We start from the raw sequence: 21,080 nt of genomic DNA on the forward strand, positions 1-21,080 counted from the left end.
GACGGACCGCTCTAGCTCAGCTCGAGACCTGCTCGCGCAGGACCGACGCTGTGAGCGACAGCATCAGATAGATGCCCGAGAAGATCAGGAAAGCCAACAGCGTGTTCTCGAAAGCGCGCGGATAGGTGGGCTCGTCCGGGGCGACGGGGCGTACGCCCATCTCCAGATAGCGTACCTGCTTGTTGGCCTCGATCCGGGCGGTTTCCATCTGTTGCGCAGCGGCAGAGAGCAGCATCTGGCGGGTCTGCAATTCGCCTTGGGCGATCTGCAACTGGCCGGTGACGGCGGCGAGCGACTCGCCCCCGGTGGCCTGGCGCCCCGCCGTGAGTTGGCCACGCGTCTTTTCGAGAAGCGCCTGAATTCGCCTGATGTCGCCCTGCACACCCGAAACCCGCGCCTGGTTGGGACGCGCATTGTCGAGCAGTTGGCCCAGCTCGAGCCGTTTCTGCTGCAACTGGTTTTCCAGATTGGCGACCTGGCCCATCACCACCGAGTTCTCGCTGACGGGATCGAGGACGCCGACCTTCTCCTGAAGCTGCTGCACCTTGGATTGCGCGGCGAAAACCTTCGCCTCAGCATCCTGATAGCTTTCGCGCGCGCCCTTCATCTGGTCGTCGCGCAACCGTGATGTCAGCTGGTCCACCTGCTGTTCGGCATAGGAGATCAGTGACTCGGAGAATTGCTGCGATTTCTGCGGATCAGGGGCGATGACCTCCATCTTAACGATGCCCTCGGAAGGGTCGTAGCCGATCTCGACCATTTTCGAGTAAAGCCGGTAGGCCTGCTCGTCGGTGGCATCCTTCGGCAGGCGCTGAAGCGGGTCGATGCTCGGATCCTCGAAGATTTTCTTGAAACCCTGATCGCGGTCGAGCCGTTTCATGGCATCGCGCGACTGCAGATAGGATTGCACTGTCACCGAGTCCTGATTGGTGGCGAGCTGCGTGCCCGAGAAGAGCGACCCCAGCCCGGAATTGCCCAGCCCTTCGGCCTTCTGGATCACGAAGGCCGATTTCGTCGCATACATCGGCGTGGCCATCGCGAAATAGTAATAGGCGGCCATCAGCGTCGGTAGCACGACGAAGAAGCCCAGCCGCGCACCCAGCAGCATCAGCTTGCGGCGGCGCCGTTTGGCGATGTCGCGCTGGATGCGCAGGATCTCGGCGGCGCGACGATCCTCGGTCATCACCTCGGTCGAGGGGAGCTGACCTTTCTTGATCGTCTGCGGCAGGTTCACGCGGGTATCCGCGCCCGGCCCGTCGGTCCGCGCCAGCGCCCGCGAAGTCGCTTCCGCCTCGCCGGGTTTCACCATCGCCACGATATTCGAGCGGTCGAACGGATCGATCCCGCGGCGGCGCAGGAGCAGCACGGCCTCGAAATCGGAACTGGCCTGCACGCCGTGTTTCTGCGCCATCCGGCGGGCGAGGCGCAACTGGCGGCCGGTCAGCCCCTCGGCGCGGATCGCGTCGATTTCTTCCTCGGGGGTGCGCTGGCCCGCATCGATCACCTCGGCGCCGTTGCGCTCCGCCGTCGGGAATTTCTGATCGCCGAACCCGTCATCCTGCGGCTCGAACATGCTGGAGGGATCGCTGTCTCTGTGCCGCCGTTGCCGTTGCCGTTGCCGTTGCGGTTCCGGCGTGTCGGAAGAGGGTGCGGCTTGCGCGGCGGAGGCCGCAGAGGCGTTGGAGGCGCGCGGCGTGGTCGGCTCTCCCGTCGTCCCGGCGCTCGATTTCAGCGGCATCGCCCCCAGCTGCAGCGAGCCGTCGCTCCCCGTGATCACCGGCCCATCTCGGCGGATACGGAATTTCGGGGCCTTAGGACTGGTAGTCATACAACCGCTTCGCTTCTTCAAGAGTGTCGAACTGGTAAAGTTGCCCGTCGCGCAGCACCGCCGCACGATTGCAGAATTTCTCGATCGTGGAGGGTTGGTGCGAGACCACGACCACGGTGGAATTGCGCAGCCGGTCGCGCAGGATCGAGCCGGCCTTGCGGTTGAACTCCACATCGGTGGTCGAGGGCATCCCCTCGTCGATCAGGTATATGTCGAATTCCAGCGCGAGCAGGAGGGAAAAGGTGAACCGCGCGCGCATCCCCGAACTGTAGGTGCCCACGGGCTGGTCGAAATATTCCGCGATCCCGGTCAGCCAGCGCGAGAAGGCCTCGACATAATCGGGATCGAGCCCGTAGAGCCGCGCGATGAAGCGGGCGTTTTCGCGCGCCGAATGTTTCGAGACGACGCCGCCCATGAAGCCCAGCGGGAACGAGACCCGGCTGGTGCGGCGAATCTCGCCCTCGTCGGGCTTTTCCAGCCCTGCCATCATGTTGATGATCGTGGTCTTGCCGGTGCCGTTGGGCGCGAGAATGCCGAGGCTCTGGCCCAGCTCCACGCGGAAGCTGGCGCGTTCGAGGATCACCTTGCGCTGCTTGCCGGTCCAGAAGGATTTGGAGACGTTCTCGAATACGATCATTACTTTTTGGCCCGGGTCTCCATCTGTGCGCGCCTCGCCACTAAATCACGGGGGCAGCAGTGTGAGAACCCGCCTAACCTTGGATTTGGGCAGCATTATGTTCAGTTGTGGGAGGGTTATGCAATGACGAACACATTGACACTAGAGGAGAAACGATGACCCGCCCCGTGCAAGACGAGATCCGCGACTGCCGCCTTTGCGCGGCGCGGTTCCGCGCGACCGCGACCGGGCATTCGCCGCGTCCCGTCGCGTGGTTCGCCGCCGGCGCACGCGTGCTGATCGTGGGGCAGGCGCCAGGGATCCGGGTGCACGAGACCGGCGTGCCGTTCAACGATCGCTCGGGCGACCGGCTGCGCGACTGGATGGGCGTCGATCGCGAGACCTTCTACGACGTCTCGCGCATCGCGATCGCGCCGATGGCGTTCTGCTTTCCGGGCTATGACACGAAGGGGTCCGACCTGCCGCCGCCCGCAATCTGCGCCCAGACGTGGCGCGACCGGGTGATGGAGGAAATCGGCCCGGTCGATCTGACGCTTCTTGTGGGCGGCGCCGCGCAGCGCTGGCATCTGGGCACACGCAACGTGACGCAGGCCGTGCTGGGCTGGCGGGACCACGCGCCGCGCCTCTTCCCCTTGCCTCATCCGTCTTGGCGCAATACGGGATGGCTGAAGAAAAACCCGTGGTTCGAGGCCGACCTGCTGCCTGTCCTGCGCGCCCGGGTGAAGGAGCTGACATGACCCCCTATGACCGCGCCCATGCCGCGATGGAAGCCGAGCCGGAGAACGAGGCCAAGCGTCTCGCCGTGTTCGACCGTCTCGCCGATGCCGAGTTGTTCCTGCTGCTCGAAGAAGAGCCCGAGGACGAAAACATCAAGCCGCAGGTGTTCTCCACCGAAGAGGGCGAGTTCGTTCTCGTCTTCGATACCGAAGACCGTCTCGGCGAATTCGCGGACGGGCCGCAGCCCTACGCGGCGCTGCCGGGGCGGGTGATCGCGCAGCATCTGGTGGGCGAGAATATCGGGCTGGGCGTCAATCTCGGTGTTGCGGACTCGGCGATGCTGTTGCCGCCCGAGGCGCTGGACTGGCTGACCGAGACGCTCGCGCATACGCCGTTGGAGGCGCAGGGCCGTCCGGTGGAATTCACCGCTCCGGGCCTGTCGCCCGCAGTGATCGCGCTGCTGCTGCCCGCCTTCGAGGCCAAGCTGGACCAGCTTGCCGGGATCGCGCAGGCTGCCGTGCTGGGCGGCGTCACCTACGAGGACGGCCACCGGGGCCATGTGCTCGCGGTGATCGGCGCGCATGAGCATTTCCGCGCGGGTATCGCCAAGGCAATGGGCGAGGCGCTGACCTTCTCGGGGCTGGATGCGGGCGAGTTGGACGTGACCTTCCTCGAGCCCGAGGACAAGGCCGCGCAGCTTCTGCTGGACAAGGGGCTCGTGCTGCATGTCCCCGAGCCGGTCGAGGAAGAGGTGCAGGAACTGCGGCCCGGTTCCGCCCCCGGCATGGATCCGAGCAAGCCGCCGAAGCTGCGCTGAGGCGCGCCCGGCGGTTTTCGCATATGGTTTGAAAAACTCGGTCGGGGCGGCTCAGGACTCGCCGTTTGCCTCGTCGTGCTCGCCGATCACCTCGTTCTTCACCTGACCCCATGTCAGCAGCGTGAAGACCGCCGTGCCGCCCGCGACATTGCCTGCGAGAACCGGGAAGAAAAACCGGCTGATCGCCTCGGTCAGGCTCATATGGCCGCTCCAGACAAGCAGCCCCGCCTCGACCGAGCCCGCGACGACGTGCGCCGAGCCCGAAGCCGCGAGCAGCCATGTCATCGCGAGGATCACGAGGAACGAACTGCCCTGCGCCGCGGGCATGATCCACACCACGGCGGCGATGATGATGCCCGCCGGCATCGCGCGGTAGAAGTTCTGTCCCATGTCGCCGTCGGTCGCGTGGCGCGCCACGGCCAGCAGGCTGTCGGTCATCTCGTTGGGGATGACATGGGGAATGCTCAGGAACCCCGAGGCGATCGCGCAGCCAAGAATGTTCGACGCAAGCACGATCGCCCAGAGCCGCAGCATTTTCAGCAGGCATGTCAGCGACCGTTCGGCCACCACCGGCAGGACGGTGGTGATCGTGTTCTCGGTGAACAGCTGCATCCGCCCGAAGATCACCACCATGAACCCGGCCGAATAGCCGAGGGACTCGACCAGAATCCGCCAGCTTTCGTCGGGCAGACGCGCATGCAAGCTCGCCTGCGCGATGACCGAGAGGCTGATCAGGATGCCCGCCGCGAGCCCCGACCACACGAGAGAGGTGAGCGGGCGGTTCAGCTCTTCGTCGCCGTCATGCCGGATCACGGCGTAGATCAACCGCGCGGAGAGGCGCGAGGCTTGCTTCACCGAGCGCTCCTCGTGCCGTTCGCGCACGGCGTTGTTCTGGGCTTTTCCGCTGCCGTTGTCGGACCCGCCCTGCGCGTCACTTTGGGAACTGTCTGATTTCATTCGTCCTGAACCCCGTCACGCGTGCTTTGTTCCCTGTGCGAGCCTGCGCTATCCCTGTTCGCTGGCGAACACTTTGTCGATCATCGCCTGTGTGCCGCGCGCATCTTCAAGTGTCCACGCATAGGGCGCGCCCTCGGTGACATGACGCACGAAGGCCTCCACCTGGATCACATATTGATTCACGCCCGGGTAGCGGACCACCTCGTCCGGCTTGCCCTTGCGGATCAGCGTGACCTCCGCCTGATCGAAAACATTCGCGTTGAACGGGCAGGTGAGGCGGATCAAACCTTCGGAGCCCTGGAAGACCGCTTCCTGGCGCGGATGCAGCCGGGTCGAGGTCAGCGCGCCATAGGTGAAGCGGCCCTTGTCGCCGACCATCTCGCCCGTGACCTGCGTGAACGTGTCGACATCGTTCTCGCGATGGATGACGGCGCGCAGATCGCCCGGTTCGGCCCGGGCTGCGAAGCGCACGCAGGAATAGGCATAGACGCCGATATCGGGAACCGAGCCGCCGCCCATCTCCGGCTTGTTGCGGATATTGGTGGGGTCGGGGTTGTTGAAGGTGAAGGCCACATCGGCGTGCCGCAGCTCTCCGATTGCACCGGCATCGAGCCAGTCGCGCACCTGCCGCCATTGCGGGTGATGCACGATCATGTAGGCCTCGGTCGCGAACTTGCCGGCGGCGTCGCGCGCGTCTATCAGCCCGTCGATCTCCTCGGCCTTCATCGCAATGGGCTTTTCCGTCAGCACATGCTTGCCTGCCGCCAGCGCCTTCTTCGTCCACTCGACATGGAGCGTGTTGGGCAGCGGGATATAGACCACGTCGATCTCGGGGTCGGCGAGCAGCGCATCATAGCTGTCATGAACCTTGAGATCGGGCGCGAAGGCCTTGAACGGATCGGCTTTTTCGGGGCTCGACGTCGCGAGCGCCGCCAGCCGCGCGCCCTCAGCCGCATGGATCGCCCGGCCCATATGTTCGCGCGCAAATTTCGCGGCGCCGAGGATTCCCCAGTTCAACACCTGCATCGTCTCTCTCCCTCTTTTCGTGCTCGTATCCGGGGCGAAGGTAATGCTTATGCGGCGCGGCGCAAAGAAAATCGCCGCCCCCGGGAAGGGAGCGGCGACATACTTTCGCACTCGTTACTGTTCGCGGGTTACGCGGGCACGTTCATGCCTTTTTCCCGTGCCAGTTCGGTCATGCGCTTCTGCAGCTTCTCGAAGGCGCGCACCTCGATCTGGCGGATACGCTCGCGCGAGACGTCATAGACGCCCGAGAGTTCCTCCAGCGTGACGGGATCGTCGCGCAGGCGGCGCTGCATCAGGATGTCCTTCTCGCGGTCGTTGAGAACGTCCATCGCGTCCATCAGCATCTCGCGGCGGGCTTCCATCTCCTCGGTCTCGGCATAGGCCTCGGCCTGATCGGCATCCTCGTCTTCGAGCCAGTCCTGCCACTGCGCGGCCCCGCCTTCGTCACCCGCGCCGATCTGTGCGTTCAGCGAGGCGTCCGAGCCCGACATCCGCCGGTTCATCGAGATCACTTCTTCCTCGGTCACGTTCAGATCGGACGCGATCTGTTTGACGTTCTCGGGGCGCATATCGCCGTCTTCATAGGCGCCGATCTTGGACTTCGCCTTGCGCAGGTTGAAGAACAGCTTCTTCTGCGCGGAGGTGGTGCCCAGCTTCACGAGGCTCCACGAGCGCAGGATGTATTCCTGGATCGCGGCGCGAATCCACCACATAGCGTAGGTCGCAAGGCGGAAGCCCTTCTCGGGATCGAAGCGCTTCACGGCCTGCATCAGACCGACATTCGCCTCCGAGATCACCTCGGCCTGCGGCAGCCCGTAACCGCGATAGCCCATCGCGATCTTCGCGGCGAGACGCAGGTGCGACGTCACCAACTGGTGCGCGGCATCGGTGTCCTGGTGGTCGGCCCAGCTCTTGGCCAGCATATATTCCTGTTCCGGCTCCAGAAGCGGGAACTTCCGGATCTCCTGAAGGTAGCGGTTCAGCCCCTGCTCAGGACTCGGGGCCGGAAGGTTCGTGTAGCTCGTCATCGTCTCCCATGTCTCCCTTTTGGCGGCTGCTCAATATGGGGATCGCCCCCCGTTCTTTCAAGAAACGCAAGGCAGTGCGGATTGGTTCACCGAAAGCCGCCCTGACGCAGTCGCATAGAAAGATCAACGTATCGTAACGGGATTTCCGTCGCGGATGTGTAAAAAAACATCTGACGCTTCACAAGATCGGCGCGAGCACCGACATCAGGTTGTTGATGATTTTCCAGTGCAGGGGCCATTCCGCGATCCGCTCCGGTCCGACGCGGCGGGCCTGCGCGATCCAGTGGCGCTGGCGTTCGCCCAGTTCGAGACCGAGTTCGTGGTCCTCGATCAGCACGCAATTCTCGTAATTCAGCTCGAAGCTGCGTCGGTCGAGATTGGCCGAGCCGAGGATCGCGACGCGGCCATCGGCCAGCAGGGTCTTGGCGTGCAGCAGGCCCGGCCCGTGCTCCCAGATCTCGACGCCCGCCTCGGCCAGCACCGGGTAGAAGCTGCGCGCGGCATGGGCGACGAAGCGCGAGTCGTTGCGTCTCGGCACGATCACCTGCACTCGCACCCCCCGGCGCTTGGCGGCGCGCAGGGCGGAGGCGATTTCCTCGCCCGGCACGAAATAGGGGGTGGAGAGGGTCAGCGTCTCGCGCGCGGCCCCGATCACCGCAAGGAACACATCCGGCACCCCGCGCGTGTCCAGCATCGGCCCCGTGGCGAAGGCGACCGCCGTTCCGGGCCGCGCGGTCGGCGCGGCGGGAGTGGGGATCACGAGGTCCGAGATTTCCTCCCGGCTATGCGTCACCCAGTCGGTCGCGAAGATGTGCTGGTGCTGGGCGGCGAGCGGCCCCTCGATCCGCAGCATGACATCCTTCCACGGCGCGAAGCGCGCCTTGATGCGGAACTCCGGGTCGGCGATGTTGCGCGAACCGGTATAGGCCACATGCCCGTCGATCACGGCGAGCTTGCGGTGGTTGCGCAGGTCGATCCGCATCGTCGCGAGCTTGAACAGCGGCCAGCGGAAGGAAAAGGCGATCGCGGTCTTCACTCCGGCCTTCTTCATCGCCTTCCAATGGCGCGACTTGATGAAGCCGCGCGCGCCCAGCCCGTCGACGAGGACGCGCACGGTCACCCCGCGTTCGGCCGCGCGGGTCAGCGCCTCGGCCATCGCGATGCCGGTCAGGTCTGTCAGCCAGATATAGGTGATGAGGTGCACGCTTCGGGTGGCGGCGTCGATATCGGCGATCAGCGGTTCGAGCTGATCGGCAGGGTCGGGCAGGAAGGCGATGGCATCGCCGCTACTCGGCGCGTAGCCGTTGATCGCGGCGGCCCGGGCGAAGGCCGCGCGATAGGCCGGGGAGATGGCCTCGAGGTCTGCGGGCTCGACCGGATCGGGGGCGGGCAGGGCGGCGACCGTCGCCTGCAGCTTGCGCGCGACGCGCTGGTTGAGTCGCGTCTCCCCGATCAGGATGTAGAGGATGACGCCGAGGAACGGCACCGACAGGATAAGCACCGTCCAGCTTGCGCGCACCGCGGGCGGCTTGTCGGGACGGGTGAACACGCGCAGCAGCGCGAGCGCCTGACTGCCGAAGTGAAACAGCAGCGTCAGAAGCTCCGCCCACCAGACGTTCACGGGGCGGTGCCGCCTGCAGGGGGCATGGAGGCGGCGCGCAGCGCGTCGATCAGGTCGGTCATGTCGTCGGGCAGGGGCGCCTCGAAGGACAGTTCCTCTCCGGTGACGGGATGAACGAAGCCAAGCGTCGCCGCGTGGAGCGCCTGACGCGGGAAGGCGCGGACGGCCTCTGCCGCAGCCGCGCCCACCGCTTTTTCCGAGATCTTGCGCTTGCCGCCATAGGTCTGATCGCCGATCAGCCCGTGCCCCGCATAGGCCATATGGACGCGGATCTGATGGGTGCGCCCGGTCTCGAGCCAGCAATCGATCAGCGCCGCCGTTCCGTTGAAATCCTCGATCGTGCGGGCCCGGGTGACGGCATGCCGCCCGCCATGGGCCACCACCGCCTGTTTCTGCCGGTCGGTCTTGTGGCGGGCGAGTTGCGTGACGATCTTCAGCACGCCGCCTTGCTCGAAGCTGACGCCGTTCAGTCCGCGCAGCCGCGGATCGGAAGCCTGCGGGACGCCGTGGCAAAGCGCGCGGTAATGGCGATGAACCGTATGCGCCTCGAATTGCGCGGCGAGCCCGTGATGCGCCCGGTCCGATTTCGCGACGACGAGCAGGCCCGATGTGTCCTTGTCGATGCGGTGCACGATGCCGGGGCGCGCGTCGCCGCCGATCCCCGAGAGATTCCCGCCGAAATGGTGCAGCAGCGCGTTGACCAGCGTGCCTTCGGGCGTGCCCGGCGCGGGGTGCGTGACCATGCCCGCGGGTTTGTTCACGACGATCAGGTCGTCATCCTCCCACAGCACTTCCAGCGGAATGTCCTGCGCGACGGTCTCGACCTCTTTCGGAGGCTCCAGCGCGATCTGATAGACCTCGCCCTCGGCGACCTTGGTTTTCTGATCGGTCACGGCCACGCCCTCGCGGCTGACCGAGCCCTCCGCGATCAGTTTCGCCAGACGCGAGCGCGAGAGCGCCGCTTCCTCTGGCACAGCCGCCGCCAAGGCCTTATCAAGGCGGGGGCCCATGCCGGGTCCGATCTCGATGCTGAGGATTTCCTTGTTCATGTCCGACCTGCCTGACGAAGAGCCTGCCACCACGCTGCCACCCGATCTTCGCTTTCTCAAGATACTGGTGACCACGCTTGCGGCGGTGATGATCGTCGGGCTTGTAGCGATCGTGGCGCTGCTTGTCATCCGCTTGCAGCAACCCGATCCGCTGCCGCAACTGCCCGCCGCGATCACGCTGCCCGAGGGCGCACAGGCCGAGGCCGTGACCTTCGCGCGCAACTATACTGTGGTGGTGACCGATGGGGGGCAGGTGTTGGTTTATGACAAGGCCGGGCAGAAGGTGGGCGATCTGACGCTTGGCACGGAGGGCGGGAATTCCGATGGAAATTGACCTCGAGATCGAAGACCCCCGCTGGGAGACGGTCGGGCTCGAAGACCTGATGACCCGCGCCGCGTCACTGGTGCTGGAGGATCGCGGAATCGAGACGGAGCTCTGCCGCCTCTCGGTGCTCGCCTGCGACGATGCGCGCATCGCCGAGCTGAACGGCGAATATCGCGACAAGGCGAAGCCCACCAATGTGCTCAGCTGGCCCGCCGAAGAACGCGGCGCGGAAGAGCCCGGCGCGCATCCCGAACCGCCCGCGCCCGATGTCTTCGGTGAGATCGAGCTCGGCGACCTCGCGATCGCCTATGAAACCTGCGCCCGGGAGGCCGAAGAGCAAGGCAAATCCGTCGAAGATCACACGCTGCATCTGCTCATCCATGCGGTGCTGCACCTGTTGGGCTATGACCATATTCGCGACGAAGATGCGCAAGTTATGGAACAAATCGAAATCCGGCTTCTTGAAAGCGTAGGAATTCGTAACCCATATGTGTAAGACTAGGCGCATTCCGCGTCATCTTTCGGAAAGGAACAATGGGACAGGTCGCCGACGGAGTTACCTCCGCCAATACCGGTAGTTCGGAAAACGCAGAACCCGGTCAGTCTTCGGAGCCCGCTTCGCGCGGGTTGCTCAGCCGCTTTTTCGGGCAACGCCCAATGGAAGAAGAGGCCCCACAGGTAGAAATGCCGCCCAAACCCGCGCCAGCGCCGCTGGGGCTGGGGAACCTGCGCAAGATGCGGGTGGGCGATGTCGCCATTCCCAAAGTCGAGATCGAGGCCGTTCCGGTCTCCATCACCCGCGACGAGCTGGTGGAGAAGTTCCGCCAGCACGGCTATTCGCGCCTGCCGGTCTTCAAGGAAACGCTGGATACGCCTCTGGGCCTCGTCCACCTGAAAGACCTGGCGCTGGAATACGGCTTCGGATCGGGCAATGGCCGGTTCTCGCTGCGCAAGCTGATCCGTCCGCTCCTTTACGTGCCGCCGTCGATGCCGATCGGCGTGCTCTTGCAGAAGATGCAGGTGCAGCGCACCCATATGGCGCTGGTGATCGACGAATATGGCGGGGTCGACGGTCTGCTCACGCTCGAAGACCTGATCGAACAGGTGATCGGCGAGATCGAGGACGAGCATGACGAGGCCGACGACGCTTATTGGCGCGAGGAAAAGCCCGGCCAATGGGTCGTGCAGGCCCGCGCGCCGGTCAACGAGTTCGAAGCGCAGATCGGGATGCGGCTCTCCGACGAGGAGGCCGATGACGAGATCGATTCGATGGGCGGTCTGGTTTTCATGCAGCTTGGCCGGGTGCCCGCGCGCGGCGAGGTCGTGGTGACCGAGAACGGCGTCGAATACGAGGTGGTCGATGCCGATCCGCGCCGGATCAAACGTCTGCGCGTACGTCTGCCGGGAGTGGCGCCCGCCGAGTGAGCGGGCTATGACGCGCCCATGATCGCGACCATCCGAGAGGGCTTTCGCGCACCGTTGCGCCCGCGCTGGCAGAGCTTGGCTCTGGCAGCGCTTTTCGGTGTTCTGTTCGCCGCCGGGCAGGCGCCGCTCGGTCTGTGGTGGATCGCGCTGCCCGCGCTGGCGGCCTCAGTCTGGTTCGCCTCCGCCGAACGCTGGCGCGCCTCCACGATCTGGATCGGGTTCGCCACCGGCTTCGGCTATGCGCTGGCCGCGATGTTCTGGATCGTCGAGCCTTTCATGGTCGAGGCCGATGTCTATGGCTGGATGGCGCCTTTCGCGCTGGTCCTGATGGCCGCAGGGATGGGCGCATTCTGGGCGATCGGATACGGGCTCGGGGCCTATGCGGGGCAGGGGCCGCGCTCGCGTGCGCTCGGGATCGCGCTTGGCATGGCGGCTTCGGATGCGCTGCGCTCCTACGTCTTCACCGGGTTTCCGTGGGTGCTGGTCGGCCATATCTGGATCGGCTCGCCCGTCGCGCAGGCGGCGGCCTTTGTCGGGCCGCTGGGGCTGAGCCTGATCACCTTGCTGATCGCGAGCGCACCCGCGATGACGCGCGGGATGCGGATGCCTGCCGCCCTCGGGATCGTGGGCGCGGCGCTGGTCGTGCTGGTCGGGCTTTGGCTCGGCGGGGTGGCGCGGCTCAACGCGCCGGTGGCGCCGAGGCCCGAGCCGATCACCCTGCGTCTGGTACAGCCCAATGCGCCGCAGAACCTGAAATGGCTGCCGCAATACCGGATGAAATTCTTCCAGCGCCTGCTGGACCTGACGAAGGCCGATCCCGCGCCCGGTCAGCCCAAGCCCGACCTGATCGTCTGGCCCGAGACGGCGGTGCCGTTCCTGCTCGACCATCCGCAGGGTGGGCTCGAGATGTCGACCGAGGCGGCGGGTGGCATCCCGCTCGCGATGGGGGTGCAGCGCAGTGAAGGCAGCCGCTATTTCAATTCGCTCGCCGTCATCACCCCCGATGACCGGATCGAGGCGCTTTACGACAAATCCCATCTCGTGCCGTTCGGCGAATACATGCCCTTCGGCGATGCGCTGGCGAAAATCGGGATCACCGCCTTCGCGGCGCAGGTCGGCAATGGCTATTCGTCCGGGCCGGGGGAGAAGCTGCTCGATCTGGGCAAGCTCGGCCATGTCGCGCCGCTCATTTGCTACGAGGCGATCTTCCCGCAGGACCTGCGCGGCTTCCCGCAGCGGCCCGACTGGATCTTGCAGGTCACGAATGACGCGTGGTTCGGCACGCTCAGCGGGCCCTATCAGCATTTCGCGCAGGCGCGGCTCCGCGCGATCGAACAGGGCCTGCCGCTTGCGCGCGACGCCAATACCGGGGTGACTGCGATGATCGACGCCAAGGGGCGGATCACGGCGAGCCTCGGACTCGACCGGATGGGCAAGCTCGACGTGGCGCTGCCGCCAAGCCTGCCGCCGACGCTCTATTCGAAGCTGGGTGACGCACCGTTCATCGCGCTGATTGTTGCAGCTTTGGCGCTTCTTTCACTCTTTACGCGTATTTCGATTGACCCGACCGGCAGGCGCTCCTAGCTAGAAAGCCGAACCACCCCAACGGCTTCCTGACGGGGTGGGGATATCAACAACGGAGCACCCTTTCATGGCACGCGCGAATTACGTCTTCACCTCCGAATCCGTTTCGGAGGGGCATCCCGATAAGGTCTGTGACCGGATTTCGGATGCCGTTCTCGATACTTTCCTGGCTGCAGAGCCCAACGCGCGGGTCGCCTGCGAAACATTCGCGACGACCAATCAGGTCGTGGTCGGTGGCGAGGTCGGTCTGGCCGATAAAACCAAGCTCGCCGAATATCTCGAAGGCATCGACAAGATCGTGCGCGATTGCGTCAAGGATATCGGCTACGAGCAGGACGAGTTCCACTGGGCGACGCTGAAAGTCGCGAACTTCCTGCACCCGCAATCTGCCCATATCTCTCAGGGCGTCGACAAGGACGGGGCCGGCGATCAGGGGATCATGTTCGGCTTCGCCGCCGACGAGACCCCCGAACTGATGCCCGCGCCGATCCATTATTCGCACGCGATCCTGCGCCGTCTGGCCGAAGCGCGCAAATCCGGCGCCGAGCCCGAACTGCGCCCCGATGCGAAATCGCAGCTCTCGGTGCGCTACGAGAATGGCCGCCCCGTCGGCGTGAGCCAGATCGTGCTTTCGACCCAGCACGCCCACGAGCATCAGACCTCGGATGATATCCGCGCCATCGTCGAACCCTATATCCGCGAGACCCTGCCCGAAGGCTGGATCACCGACGAGACCGAATGGTGGGTGAACCCGACCGGGACTTTCGTGATCGGTGGGCCGGATGGCGATGCGGGCCTCACCGGGCGCAAGATCATCGTGGACACCTATGGCGGCTCGGCCCCGCATGGCGGCGGCGCGTTCTCGGGCAAGGACCCGACCAAGGTGGACCGTTCGGCGGCCTATGCGGCGCGCTATCTGGCGAAGAACGTGGTTGCGGCAGGCATGGCGCGCAAATGCGTGATCCAGGTGTCCTACGCGATCGGCGTGGCGAAACCGCTGTCGATCTATGTCGACACGTTCGGCACCGGCGAAGTGCCCGACGAGGTGATCGAGAAAGCCGTGGCGCAGGTGATGGACCTGACGCCGAAAGGCATCCGCGAGACGCTCGATCTTTGCAAGCCGATCTACGAGCGCACCGCGGCCTATGGCCATTTCGGTCGCGCCCCGGAGGCCGATGGCGGCTTCTCCTGGGAGAAGACCGATCTGGTCGAGGCGCTGAAGAAGGCGGTCTGAGGCGAGAGCTTTCAGGAATTTGCGACGGGCAGGGGGAACCTCTGCCCGTTTGCTTTTGCAGGGATGGTGCTGAGGGTCGGGCGCGGCCTTGGGGCTTGTCGTCCCAAGCGGTTCGTGCGCGCAGACGAACAGACCGAACGCTTCGCGATCCAGCTTGCGCCTCCCGACCTTCCGCGCCACTCTCCGCCGCAAAACAACAGGAGACAGACCATGCCCGACGCCCTGCGCTATGCCGCCATCATGCTTGCCGCCGGGATAGGGATTCCGGTGCTGGCCGCGCTCAATGCCCAGCTTGGCGCGCGGATCGCATCGCCTGCGGTCGCGGCGGTCGTCCTGTTCTGCGTGGCGCTGTCGGGTGCGGTGATCGTGATGCTCTTCACCGTCGGTCCCGCGCCGCTCGCACGTCTGCCGGGGCAGCCTTGGTATCTGTTTCTCGCGGGGCTCCTCGTTGCCTTCTACGTGATCTCGATCACCTTCATCGCGCCGAAATTCGGGGTCGGCAATGCGGTGTTCTTCGTGCTGCTGGGCCAGATGATCGCCGCCGCCGCGATCGACCAGTTCGGACTGTTTGGCGCGTTGGTCCGGCCGATCACTCTGATGCGCGGGGCGGGGATCGGCTTCATGTGCTTGGGGCTGTTCCTCATTCAGAAGGCTTGAACCTTTCGAGAGACGCCGCTAGAGGCCCCTCCCATGAGCGAGAATGACACCCCCGAACAGCCCTGGCGCAACTTCTATGGTCGCCGCCACGGCAAGACGCTGAACAAGGCGCAGAAGGAATATCTGCGCGAGGACCTGCCGGGCCGTCTGCCCGGTCCCGTCGGTTGGGAGGAGAACCCCGACCGCGAGCCGCTCGACATGGAGACGCGGTTCAAGGGCAAGCCGGTCTGGCTTGAAGTGGGCTTCGGCGGGGGCGAACATCTCGCCCACATGGCGCAGACCTATCCGGACGTGGAATTCATCGGCTGCGAGCCTTTCGTCAATGGCGTGGCGATGCTCTTGGGTAAGCTGCGGCGCGAGAAAATACCGAATGTCTCGGTCCATCCCGGCGATGCGCGCGACCTGATGGATGTGCTGCCCGAGGGCTCGATCTCGAAGGCGTTTCTCCTCTATCCAGACCCGTGGCCGAAATCGAAGCACCATCGTCGGCGCTTCGTGACGCAGGAGCATCTCGAACCGCTGCACCGCGCGCTGAAACCGGGATCGGAATTCCGCGTGGCGACCGACATCCCCGACTATGTCCGCCAGACGGTCGAAGAAGTCCCGCAGGCCGGATTCGAGCCGCTGTTCGAGGTGCCCGCCGCCTTCGATTTCGACGATCCGCAGCCGGTTTCCGGCGATTGGGATACACCGTGGGCGGACTGGCTCTCGACGCGCTACGAACAGAAAGCGCTGCGTGAGGGCCGCAAGCCGCATTACCTGACCTATCGGCGGATCTGAGCCCTTCCGCCTCCCGCCAGATCGCGCTAACAGGGGCGCGTTGAAATTAGGGAGGCATCATGTCCGGCCACGGCACACCGATCAAAATGACCTCGCACGCCTGCGGTCCCCTCAAGGGCACGGCGGAGGTTCCCGGCGACAAGTCGATCAGCCATCGCGCGCTGATCCTCGGCGCGCTCTCGGTGGGCGAGACGAAGATCACCGGCCTGCTCGAAGGCGAAGACGTGCTCGACACGGCCAAGGCGATGCGCGCCTTCGGCGCCGAGGTCACGCAGCACGGCCCCGGCAGCTGGTCGGTGCATGGCGTGGGCGTGGGCGGCTTTGCCGAGCCCGAAGATGTCATCGATTGCGGCAATTCCGGCACCGGCGTGCGCCTGATCATGGGCGCGATGGCGACCTCGCCGATCGTGGCGACCTTCACCGGCGACGGGTCTTTGCGCAAACGCCCGATGGGCCGCGTCACCGACCCGATCCGTCTGTTCGGCGCGCAAGCTTTCGGGCGTCATGGCGGTCGTCTGCCGATGACCATACTCGGCGCGCCGAGCCCGGCGCCCGTGCGCTATGCGACGCCGATGGCCTCTGCGCAGGTGAAATCGGCGGTGCTGCTGGCGGGGCTGAACGCGCCGGGTCAGACCGTCGTGATCGAGAAGACCCCGACCCGCGATCATACCGAGCGGATGCTGCGCGGCTTCGGTGCCGAAATCACCACCAAAGTGACCGATCAGGGCCATGTGATCACGTTGCAGGGCCAGCCTGAGTTGAAGGCTCAGGAGGTCGCCGTGCCGCGCGATCCGTCTTCGGCGGCCTTCCCGGTCTGCGCTGCGCTGATCGTGCCGGGCTCGGAGATTGTGGTGCCGGGCGTCAGCCAGAACCCGACCCGCAACGGGATCTTCATCACGTTGCGCGAGATGGGCGCGGACCTGACCTTCGAGAACGAGCGCGAAGAAGGGGGCGAGCCGGTGGCCGATCTGCGCGTGCGCTATTCCAAGCTGCACGGGATCGACGTGCCCGCCGAGCGCGCCTCGGCGCAGATCGACGAATATCCCGTTCTTTCGGTCGTCGCAGCCTTTGCCGAAGGCGTGACGCGCATGCCCGGCGTGCATGAGCTGCGCGTGAAGGAAAGCGACCGGATCGACGCGATGGCGCGCGGGCTGGAAGCCAACGGCGTCAAGATCGAGGAAGACGAGGATACGCTGATCGTGCATGGCTGCGGCCCCGAAGGCGTTCCGGGCGGCGGCACCGCGGTGACCCATCTCGACCACCGGATCGCAATGAGCTTCATGGTACTGGGCATGGCTGCGCAGAAGCCGGTCTCGGTCGATGACGGCTCGCCCATTGCAACCTCCTTCCCGATCTTCGAAGATTTGATGGCGCAGCTGGGTGCGGAGATCGTCCGCGAAGGCTGAGCCGGGCAGGGCGGCTGTCCGCGTCGCTGTGAGAAGAAAGGACCGTTCATGCGCTTTACCGTCGCCATCGATGGCCCCGCCGCGGCTGGCAAGGGCACGATCAGCCGCGCCGTGGCCGAGCGGTTTGGGCTGGCGCATCTCGATACCGGTGCACTCTATCGCGCGGTCGGCATGAAATCCGAGACCGAGGGGCTGGAGCCCATCGCCGCGGCCAAGGCGCTCCGCCCCGAGGATCTGGAGCGCGGCGATCTACGCACGATGGAAGCGGGGCAGGCGGCCTCGATCGTCGCCGCGATCCCCGAGGTGCGCGCGGCTCTGGTGGCGTTTCAGCGCGATTTCGCGGCGCGAGAGGGCGGTGCGGTGCTCGACGGGCGCGACATCGGCACGGTGATCTGCCCGCAGGCCGAGGTGAAACTGTTCGTCACCGCCTCGCCGGAGGTGCGCGCGCATCGGCGCTGGCTCGAGCTCGGCGGCGATGAGGCCGACGTGCTCGAACAGGTGCGCGAGCGCGACGCCCGCGACATGGGCCGCGCCGACAGTCCGCTGCGCCCGGCCGTGGATGCGCTCGTGATCGACACGTCGGATCTCAGCATCGAAGAGGCGGTCGCCCGCGCCGCCGATCAGATCGAGGCCCGCCGCGCGGGCGATCTGGACTAGGGGGCAGGGATGCTGCGCTGGGGGCTCCTCTTGCTGGTTCTTGCCTCTCAGGCGATCGCCGAGGAGCGCCCGCAGGGCCTGTTATGGAGCGAGACGGACCTGCCGCGCACCATGCCGTTGCAGATCAAATCCGCCCCGGATCGCGATCTCTACATCGTGCTGCGCGATGCCACGACCGGGCAGGACGTGATGGGCGCCTATGCGCAGGGTGGGGAGTTCTTTCGCCTGTTGGTGCCGCCGGGCCGGTTCGAGCTGCAGGTGGCGCTTGGACCTGCCGGGGATTGGAAAGGCGGTGCGACGCTCTTCGGTCCCGACACCGAGCGCTTGCGCCTCGATCCGCCGCTCGATTTCGGCGTCACGGGCTTCGCGCGAAAGGGCGGGCATCTGGTCGATCTGAGCGATCTGGGGGCGATAGCGCAGAAAAGCCTCGGAATCTGCCAGCGTCTCGCGCTCGATTTCGACAGCGTGACCACCGCACCGGAAGCGGTGCGCCCTGGCGTAAAGCCCCGTGATCCCATGGAAATACCGGAATTCCCGGTGCCGAAATATCGCCGCGTCGATCGCATTTGCGATTGAGGAAAAGAAACATCCGAAATATATAATCACGAAATGGTGAACCTTTTCCCGCCTCGCTGCGTTAGCGGTACGTGGAAACTACATGAGGAAGGTCCGATGCGCTTGCCCCTGGCTTTGGCCTGCATCTGTCTTGGCGCCGCGTCCCTGACCGCTCCGGCGCGGGCCGACAGTCCGCTTCCCGAACCGCTCCAGGTCAAGGCGCACTCCGCGACGCCGGTGCCCGGCGATCTGTCCTTCGATCTGGTCGAAGGCGGAAAAGTGTCGCTCTCCGATTTTCGTGGCAAGGTCGTGCTCGTGGTCAACACCGCATCCAAATGCGGCTTCGCGCCCCAGTTCACCGAGTTGCAGAAACTGTCCGAGACCTACGGACGCGACGGGCTGGTCGTTCTGACCGTGCCGTCGAACGATTTCCATCAGGAACTCTCCACCGCGCAGGAGGCCAAGCGCTATTGCGCGTTGACCTTCGGGGCCGAGTTGCCGATGGCGCAGCTGGCCAAGGTGAAGGGGCCGCAGGCGCATCCGTTCTACCGCTACATGCATGACACCGAGGGGTTCGAGCCGAGCTGGAACTTCAACAAGGTGCTGCTAGGCCGCGACGGATCGGTGATCGCGACCTATCCCGCCAGCGCGGCCCCGCTTTCGTCGTGGATGCTGGGCGACGTCAAGGCCGCTCTCGCCAGTGCGAGCCACGGTTGAGCGAGAGGGCGCCACGGCCTGCTCAGGACGCAATAAATGCTTGCGATAATGGTTGATCGCGCCTATATCGGCGCGGTCTGAGGCAGGTCGGGACTCACCCGGCCTGTGCGCTATTGCAGCACGGACATTCCAACGAAAGACCGGCGGAGCCAACCGCAAGGCCAGAAAACCGAAGATGAAAAGGAAAATCTGAACGCATGTCGCAAAATGCAACCATGGACGAATTCGAAGCCCTTCTGAACGAGAGCCTCGAAATCGACACCCCGAACGAAGGTTCGGTTGTTAAAGGCAAGGTCATCGCCATCGAGGCGGGCCAGGCCATCATCGATGTCGGCTACAAAATGGAAGGCCGCGTCGAACTGAAAGAATTCGCCAATCCCGGCGAGGCTCCGCAGATCGAAGTCGGCGACGAAGTCGAAGTGTATCTCGACCGCGTCGAGAACGCCCGCGGCGAAGCCGTGATCTCGCGTGAGAAAGCCCGCCGCGAAGAGGCATGGGATCGTCTCGAAGCAGCTTACGCCAAGGAAGAGCGCGTCGAAGGCGCCATCTTCGGTCGCGTCAAAGGCGGCTTCACCGTCGATCTGGGCGGCGCCGTCGCGTTCCTGCCCGGCTCGCAAGTTGACGTGCGCCCGGTGCGCGACGCTGGCCCGCTCATGGGTCTCAAGCAGCCGTTCCAAATCCTCAAGATGGACCGTCGTCGTGGCAACATCGTTGTCTCGCGTCGTGCGATCCTCGAAGAGAGCCGCGCCGAACAGCGCGCCGAAGTCATCGCCAACCTCTCCGAAGGTCAGGTCGTCGATGGTGTGGTCAAGAACATTACCGAATACGGTGCGTTCGTTGATCTGGGCGGCGTCGACGGTCTGCTGCACGTCACCGACATGGCATGGCGCCGCGTGAACCACCCGTCCGAGATCCTGTCGATCGGCGAGACCGTCAAGGTCCAGGTCGTCAAGATCAACAAGGAAACCCACCGCATCTCGCTCGGCATGAAGCAGCTGCAGTCGGATCCGTGGGACTCGGTGGAATCGAAGTACGCTCTGGGTTCGGTGCATACCGGCCGCGTGACCAACATCACCGACTACGGCGCGTTCGTCGAGCTGGAGCCGGGTGTCGAAGGTCTCGTGCACGTGTCCGAGATGTCCTGGACCAAGAAGAACGTCCACCCCGGCAAGATCGTTTCGACGAGCCAGGAAGTCGACGTCATGGTCCTCGAGATCGACACCGCGAAGCGCCGCGTCTCGCTGGGTCTCAAGCAGACCATGCGCAACCCGTGGGAAGTCTTCGCAGAGACCCACCCGGTCGGCACCGTCATCGAAGGCGAAGTCAAGAACATCACCGAGTTCGGTCTGTTCGTTGGCCTCGAGAACGACATCGACGGTATGGTTCACCTCTCGGACCTCAGCTGGGAACAGCGTGGCGAGGATGCGATCCAGGACTACCGCAAAGGCGACATGGTCAAGGCCGCTGTCACCGAAGTGGACACCGACAAGGAGCGTATCTCGCTCTCGATCAAGGCGCTCGACGCCGACACGTTCTCGGATGCCGTTGACGGCGTGAAGCGTGGTTCGATCGTGACCGTGACCGTGACCGCGATCGAAGACGGTGGCGTCGAGGTGGAATACAACGGCATGAAGTCGTTCATCCGCCGTTCGGACCTCGCCCGCGATCGCGCCGACCAGCGCCCCGAGCGCTTCCAGGTTGGCGATCACGTCGATGTCCGCGTGACCAACGTCGACTCCAAGACCCGCAAGCTGGGTGTGTCGATCAAGGCGCGCGAGATCGCTGAAGAGAAAGAAGCCGTGGAACAGTACGGCTCGTCGGACTCGGGTGCGTCGCTGGGCGACATCCTGGGCGCCGCGCTCAAGGGCGACAAGTAAGAGATCGGACCGCTCGGTCCAACCGGGGGCCCCGCCGTTTGGCGGGGCCTTTTTCGTTCCTGCAAAGGCTTGGCGATGTGCAACAGCGATTCGCGCACAGGGTGACGCGTGGGCGGGCGATCGGCCAATTTTCTGCGATTGCGAAGGCGGTTCTATCGGCGGCAGACCGCTAGGGGCTCGATT

Annotated in this window: 21 protein-coding genes and 1 riboswitch; of the genes, 14 read left to right on the forward strand and 7 right to left on the reverse strand. The window is 65.0% G+C overall.

Annotated elements, in window-relative coordinates:
• Positions 1–16 precede the first annotated feature (16 nt).
• Both B6V75_RS01500 and B6V75_RS01505 read right to left on the reverse strand, forming a co-directional pair.
• Entirely contained in the window at positions 17–1,828 is a 1,812-nt protein-coding gene (locus B6V75_RS01500) for a capsule biosynthesis protein (RefSeq protein WP_088718510.1), read from the reverse strand.
• Positions 1,812–2,465, reverse strand: coding sequence for an ATP-binding cassette domain-containing protein (locus tag B6V75_RS01505; protein WP_075774971.1), 654 nt, complete (start codon positions 2,463–2,465; stop codon positions 1,812–1,814). The genes B6V75_RS01500 and B6V75_RS01505 overlap by 17 nt, the downstream gene beginning before the upstream one ends.
• A gap of 155 nt (positions 2,466–2,620) precedes the next feature.
• Between B6V75_RS01505 and B6V75_RS01510 the strand changes: the two genes are divergently transcribed.
• Entirely contained in the window at positions 2,621–3,202 is a 582-nt protein-coding gene (locus B6V75_RS01510; protein ID WP_088718511.1) for a uracil-DNA glycosylase family protein, read from the forward strand.
• Positions 3,199–3,999 (forward strand): SseB family protein, encoded by an 801-nt coding sequence (locus B6V75_RS01515; RefSeq protein ID WP_075774969.1) that lies wholly within the window; start codon positions 3,199–3,201, stop codon positions 3,997–3,999. The genes B6V75_RS01510 and B6V75_RS01515 overlap by 4 nt, the downstream gene beginning before the upstream one ends.
• 51 nt (positions 4,000–4,050) lie before the next feature.
• Here the strand turns inward: B6V75_RS01515 and B6V75_RS01520 are convergent, their stop codons facing one another.
• From B6V75_RS01520 to B6V75_RS01540, 5 genes are all read right to left on the reverse strand, one after another.
• A complete protein-coding gene (locus tag B6V75_RS01520) occupies positions 4,051–4,956 on the reverse strand; it encodes a formate/nitrite transporter family protein (RefSeq protein WP_141104863.1) in 906 nt (301 codons plus the stop codon).
• 48 nt (positions 4,957–5,004) lie between these two features.
• A complete protein-coding gene (locus tag B6V75_RS01525) occupies positions 5,005–5,982 on the reverse strand; it encodes a Gfo/Idh/MocA family oxidoreductase (protein ID WP_088718512.1) in 978 nt (325 codons plus the stop codon).
• A gap of 128 nt (positions 5,983–6,110) precedes the next feature.
• Entirely contained in the window at positions 6,111–7,010 is a 900-nt protein-coding gene (rpoH, locus tag B6V75_RS01530) for an RNA polymerase sigma factor RpoH (RefSeq protein ID WP_075774967.1), read from the reverse strand.
• Positions 7,011–7,188: 178 nt separating this feature from the next.
• On the reverse strand, positions 7,189–8,631 hold the full coding sequence (gene cls, locus B6V75_RS01535) for a cardiolipin synthase (protein WP_088718513.1): 1,443 nt from the start codon (positions 8,629–8,631) through the stop codon (positions 7,189–7,191).
• Complete coding sequence (locus B6V75_RS01540) at positions 8,628–9,680, reverse strand: RluA family pseudouridine synthase (protein WP_088718514.1); 1,053 nt, start codon at positions 9,678–9,680, stop codon at positions 8,628–8,630. The genes cls and B6V75_RS01540 overlap by 4 nt, the downstream gene beginning before the upstream one ends.
• Between B6V75_RS01540 and B6V75_RS01545 the strand changes: the two genes are divergently transcribed.
• From B6V75_RS01545 to rpsA, 12 genes are all read left to right on the forward strand, one after another.
• Positions 9,679–10,014 carry a DUF6476 family protein gene (locus B6V75_RS01545; RefSeq protein ID WP_088718515.1) on the forward strand — a complete coding sequence of 112 codons (336 nt, stop codon included), beginning with the start codon at positions 9,679–9,681 and terminating at the stop codon, positions 10,012–10,014. The two genes, B6V75_RS01540 and B6V75_RS01545, sit on opposite strands and share 2 nt — an antisense overlap.
• Complete coding sequence (ybeY, locus tag B6V75_RS01550; protein WP_088718516.1) at positions 10,004–10,501, forward strand: rRNA maturation RNase YbeY; 498 nt, start codon at positions 10,004–10,006, stop codon at positions 10,499–10,501. The genes B6V75_RS01545 and ybeY overlap by 11 nt, the downstream gene beginning before the upstream one ends.
• A 188-nt stretch (positions 10,502–10,689) precedes the next feature.
• Positions 10,690–11,430: a hemolysin family protein gene (locus B6V75_RS01555; protein WP_306461393.1), complete on the forward strand. Its 741-nt coding sequence runs from the start codon at positions 10,690–10,692 to the stop codon at positions 11,428–11,430.
• 18 nt (positions 11,431–11,448) lie between these two features.
• Complete coding sequence (gene lnt, locus B6V75_RS01560) at positions 11,449–13,014, forward strand: apolipoprotein N-acyltransferase (RefSeq protein ID WP_088718517.1); 1,566 nt, start codon at positions 11,449–11,451, stop codon at positions 13,012–13,014.
• Between the two features lie 10 nt (positions 13,015–13,024).
• Positions 13,025–13,074, forward strand: a riboswitch (SAM-SAH riboswitch).
• 7 nt (positions 13,075–13,081) lie between these two features.
• Complete coding sequence (gene metK, locus B6V75_RS01565) at positions 13,082–14,248, forward strand: methionine adenosyltransferase (protein WP_075774960.1); 1,167 nt, start codon at positions 13,082–13,084, stop codon at positions 14,246–14,248.
• Between the two features lie 210 nt (positions 14,249–14,458).
• Positions 14,459–14,905 (forward strand): DMT family transporter, encoded by a 447-nt coding sequence (locus B6V75_RS01570; protein ID WP_075774959.1) that lies wholly within the window; start codon positions 14,459–14,461, stop codon positions 14,903–14,905.
• 33 nt (positions 14,906–14,938) lie between these two features.
• Positions 14,939–15,685, forward strand: coding sequence for a tRNA (guanine(46)-N(7))-methyltransferase TrmB (locus B6V75_RS01575; RefSeq protein WP_075774958.1), 747 nt, complete (start codon positions 14,939–14,941; stop codon positions 15,683–15,685).
• A gap of 59 nt (positions 15,686–15,744) precedes the next feature.
• A complete protein-coding gene (gene aroA, locus B6V75_RS01580; protein ID WP_088718518.1) occupies positions 15,745–17,091 on the forward strand; it encodes a 3-phosphoshikimate 1-carboxyvinyltransferase in 1,347 nt (448 codons plus the stop codon).
• Between the two features lie 48 nt (positions 17,092–17,139).
• The gene (locus B6V75_RS01585; protein WP_088718519.1) at positions 17,140–17,748 is read left to right on the forward strand and encodes a d(CMP) kinase; all 609 of its coding nucleotides are present in this window, start codon (positions 17,140–17,142) and stop codon (positions 17,746–17,748) included.
• Positions 17,749–17,757: 9 nt separating this feature from the next.
• On the forward strand, positions 17,758–18,324 hold the full coding sequence (locus tag B6V75_RS01590; RefSeq protein WP_088718520.1) for a hypothetical protein: 567 nt from the start codon (positions 17,758–17,760) through the stop codon (positions 18,322–18,324).
• Between the two features lie 96 nt (positions 18,325–18,420).
• Positions 18,421–19,020, forward strand: a complete 600-nt coding sequence (locus B6V75_RS01595; protein ID WP_088718521.1) for a glutathione peroxidase — start codon at positions 18,421–18,423, stop codon at positions 19,018–19,020.
• Positions 19,021–19,217: 197 nt separating this feature from the next.
• Positions 19,218–20,897, forward strand: a complete 1,680-nt coding sequence (gene rpsA / locus B6V75_RS01600; RefSeq protein ID WP_075774954.1) for a 30S ribosomal protein S1 — start codon at positions 19,218–19,220, stop codon at positions 20,895–20,897.
• Positions 20,898–21,080: the final 183 nt, after the last annotated feature.

Origin of the sequence: Thioclava sp. F1Mire-8 (assembly GCF_002213165.1) — a bacterium.
Classification (GTDB): Bacteria; Pseudomonadota; Alphaproteobacteria; order Rhodobacterales; family Rhodobacteraceae; genus Thioclava; species Thioclava nitratireducens.

Bases quoted from the DNA above. Each gene is read 5' to 3' on its own strand.
- B6V75_RS01575 (WP_075774958.1), top strand. From the start codon at position 14,939: ATGAGCGAGAATGACACCCCCGAACAGCCCTGGCGCAACTTCTATGGT.
- aroA (WP_088718518.1), top strand. From the start codon at position 15,745: ATGTCCGGCCACGGCACACCGATCAAAATGACCTCGCACGCCTGCGGT.
- B6V75_RS01500 (WP_088718510.1), bottom strand. From the start codon at position 1,828: ATGACTACCAGTCCTAAGGCCCCGAAATTCCGTATCCGCCGAGATGGG.
- B6V75_RS01585 (WP_088718519.1), top strand. From the start codon at position 17,140: ATGCGCTTTACCGTCGCCATCGATGGCCCCGCCGCGGCTGGCAAGGGC.
- ybeY (WP_088718516.1), top strand. From the start codon at position 10,004: ATGGAAATTGACCTCGAGATCGAAGACCCCCGCTGGGAGACGGTCGGG.
- B6V75_RS01515 (WP_075774969.1), top strand. From the start codon at position 3,199: ATGACCCCCTATGACCGCGCCCATGCCGCGATGGAAGCCGAGCCGGAG.
- lnt (WP_088718517.1), top strand. From the start codon at position 11,449: ATGATCGCGACCATCCGAGAGGGCTTTCGCGCACCGTTGCGCCCGCGC.
- B6V75_RS01525 (WP_088718512.1), bottom strand. From the start codon at position 5,982: ATGCAGGTGTTGAACTGGGGAATCCTCGGCGCCGCGAAATTTGCGCGC.
- rpsA (WP_075774954.1), top strand. From the start codon at position 19,218: ATGTCGCAAAATGCAACCATGGACGAATTCGAAGCCCTTCTGAACGAG.
- metK (WP_075774960.1), top strand. From the start codon at position 13,082: ATGGCACGCGCGAATTACGTCTTCACCTCCGAATCCGTTTCGGAGGGG.
- B6V75_RS01590 (WP_088718520.1), top strand. From the start codon at position 17,758: ATGCTGCGCTGGGGGCTCCTCTTGCTGGTTCTTGCCTCTCAGGCGATC.
- B6V75_RS01595 (WP_088718521.1), top strand. From the start codon at position 18,421: ATGCGCTTGCCCCTGGCTTTGGCCTGCATCTGTCTTGGCGCCGCGTCC.
- B6V75_RS01520 (WP_141104863.1), bottom strand. From the start codon at position 4,956: ATGAAATCAGACAGTTCCCAAAGTGACGCGCAGGGCGGGTCCGACAAC.
- B6V75_RS01510 (WP_088718511.1), top strand. From the start codon at position 2,621: ATGACCCGCCCCGTGCAAGACGAGATCCGCGACTGCCGCCTTTGCGCG.
- B6V75_RS01540 (WP_088718514.1), bottom strand. From the start codon at position 9,680: ATGAACAAGGAAATCCTCAGCATCGAGATCGGACCCGGCATGGGCCCC.
- rpoH (WP_075774967.1), bottom strand. From the start codon at position 7,010: ATGACGAGCTACACGAACCTTCCGGCCCCGAGTCCTGAGCAGGGGCTG.
- B6V75_RS01505 (WP_075774971.1), bottom strand. From the start codon at position 2,465: ATGATCGTATTCGAGAACGTCTCCAAATCCTTCTGGACCGGCAAGCAG.
- B6V75_RS01545 (WP_088718515.1), top strand. From the start codon at position 9,679: ATGTCCGACCTGCCTGACGAAGAGCCTGCCACCACGCTGCCACCCGAT.
- B6V75_RS01570 (WP_075774959.1), top strand. From the start codon at position 14,459: ATGCCCGACGCCCTGCGCTATGCCGCCATCATGCTTGCCGCCGGGATA.
- B6V75_RS01555 (WP_306461393.1), top strand. From the start codon at position 10,690: ATGCCGCCCAAACCCGCGCCAGCGCCGCTGGGGCTGGGGAACCTGCGC.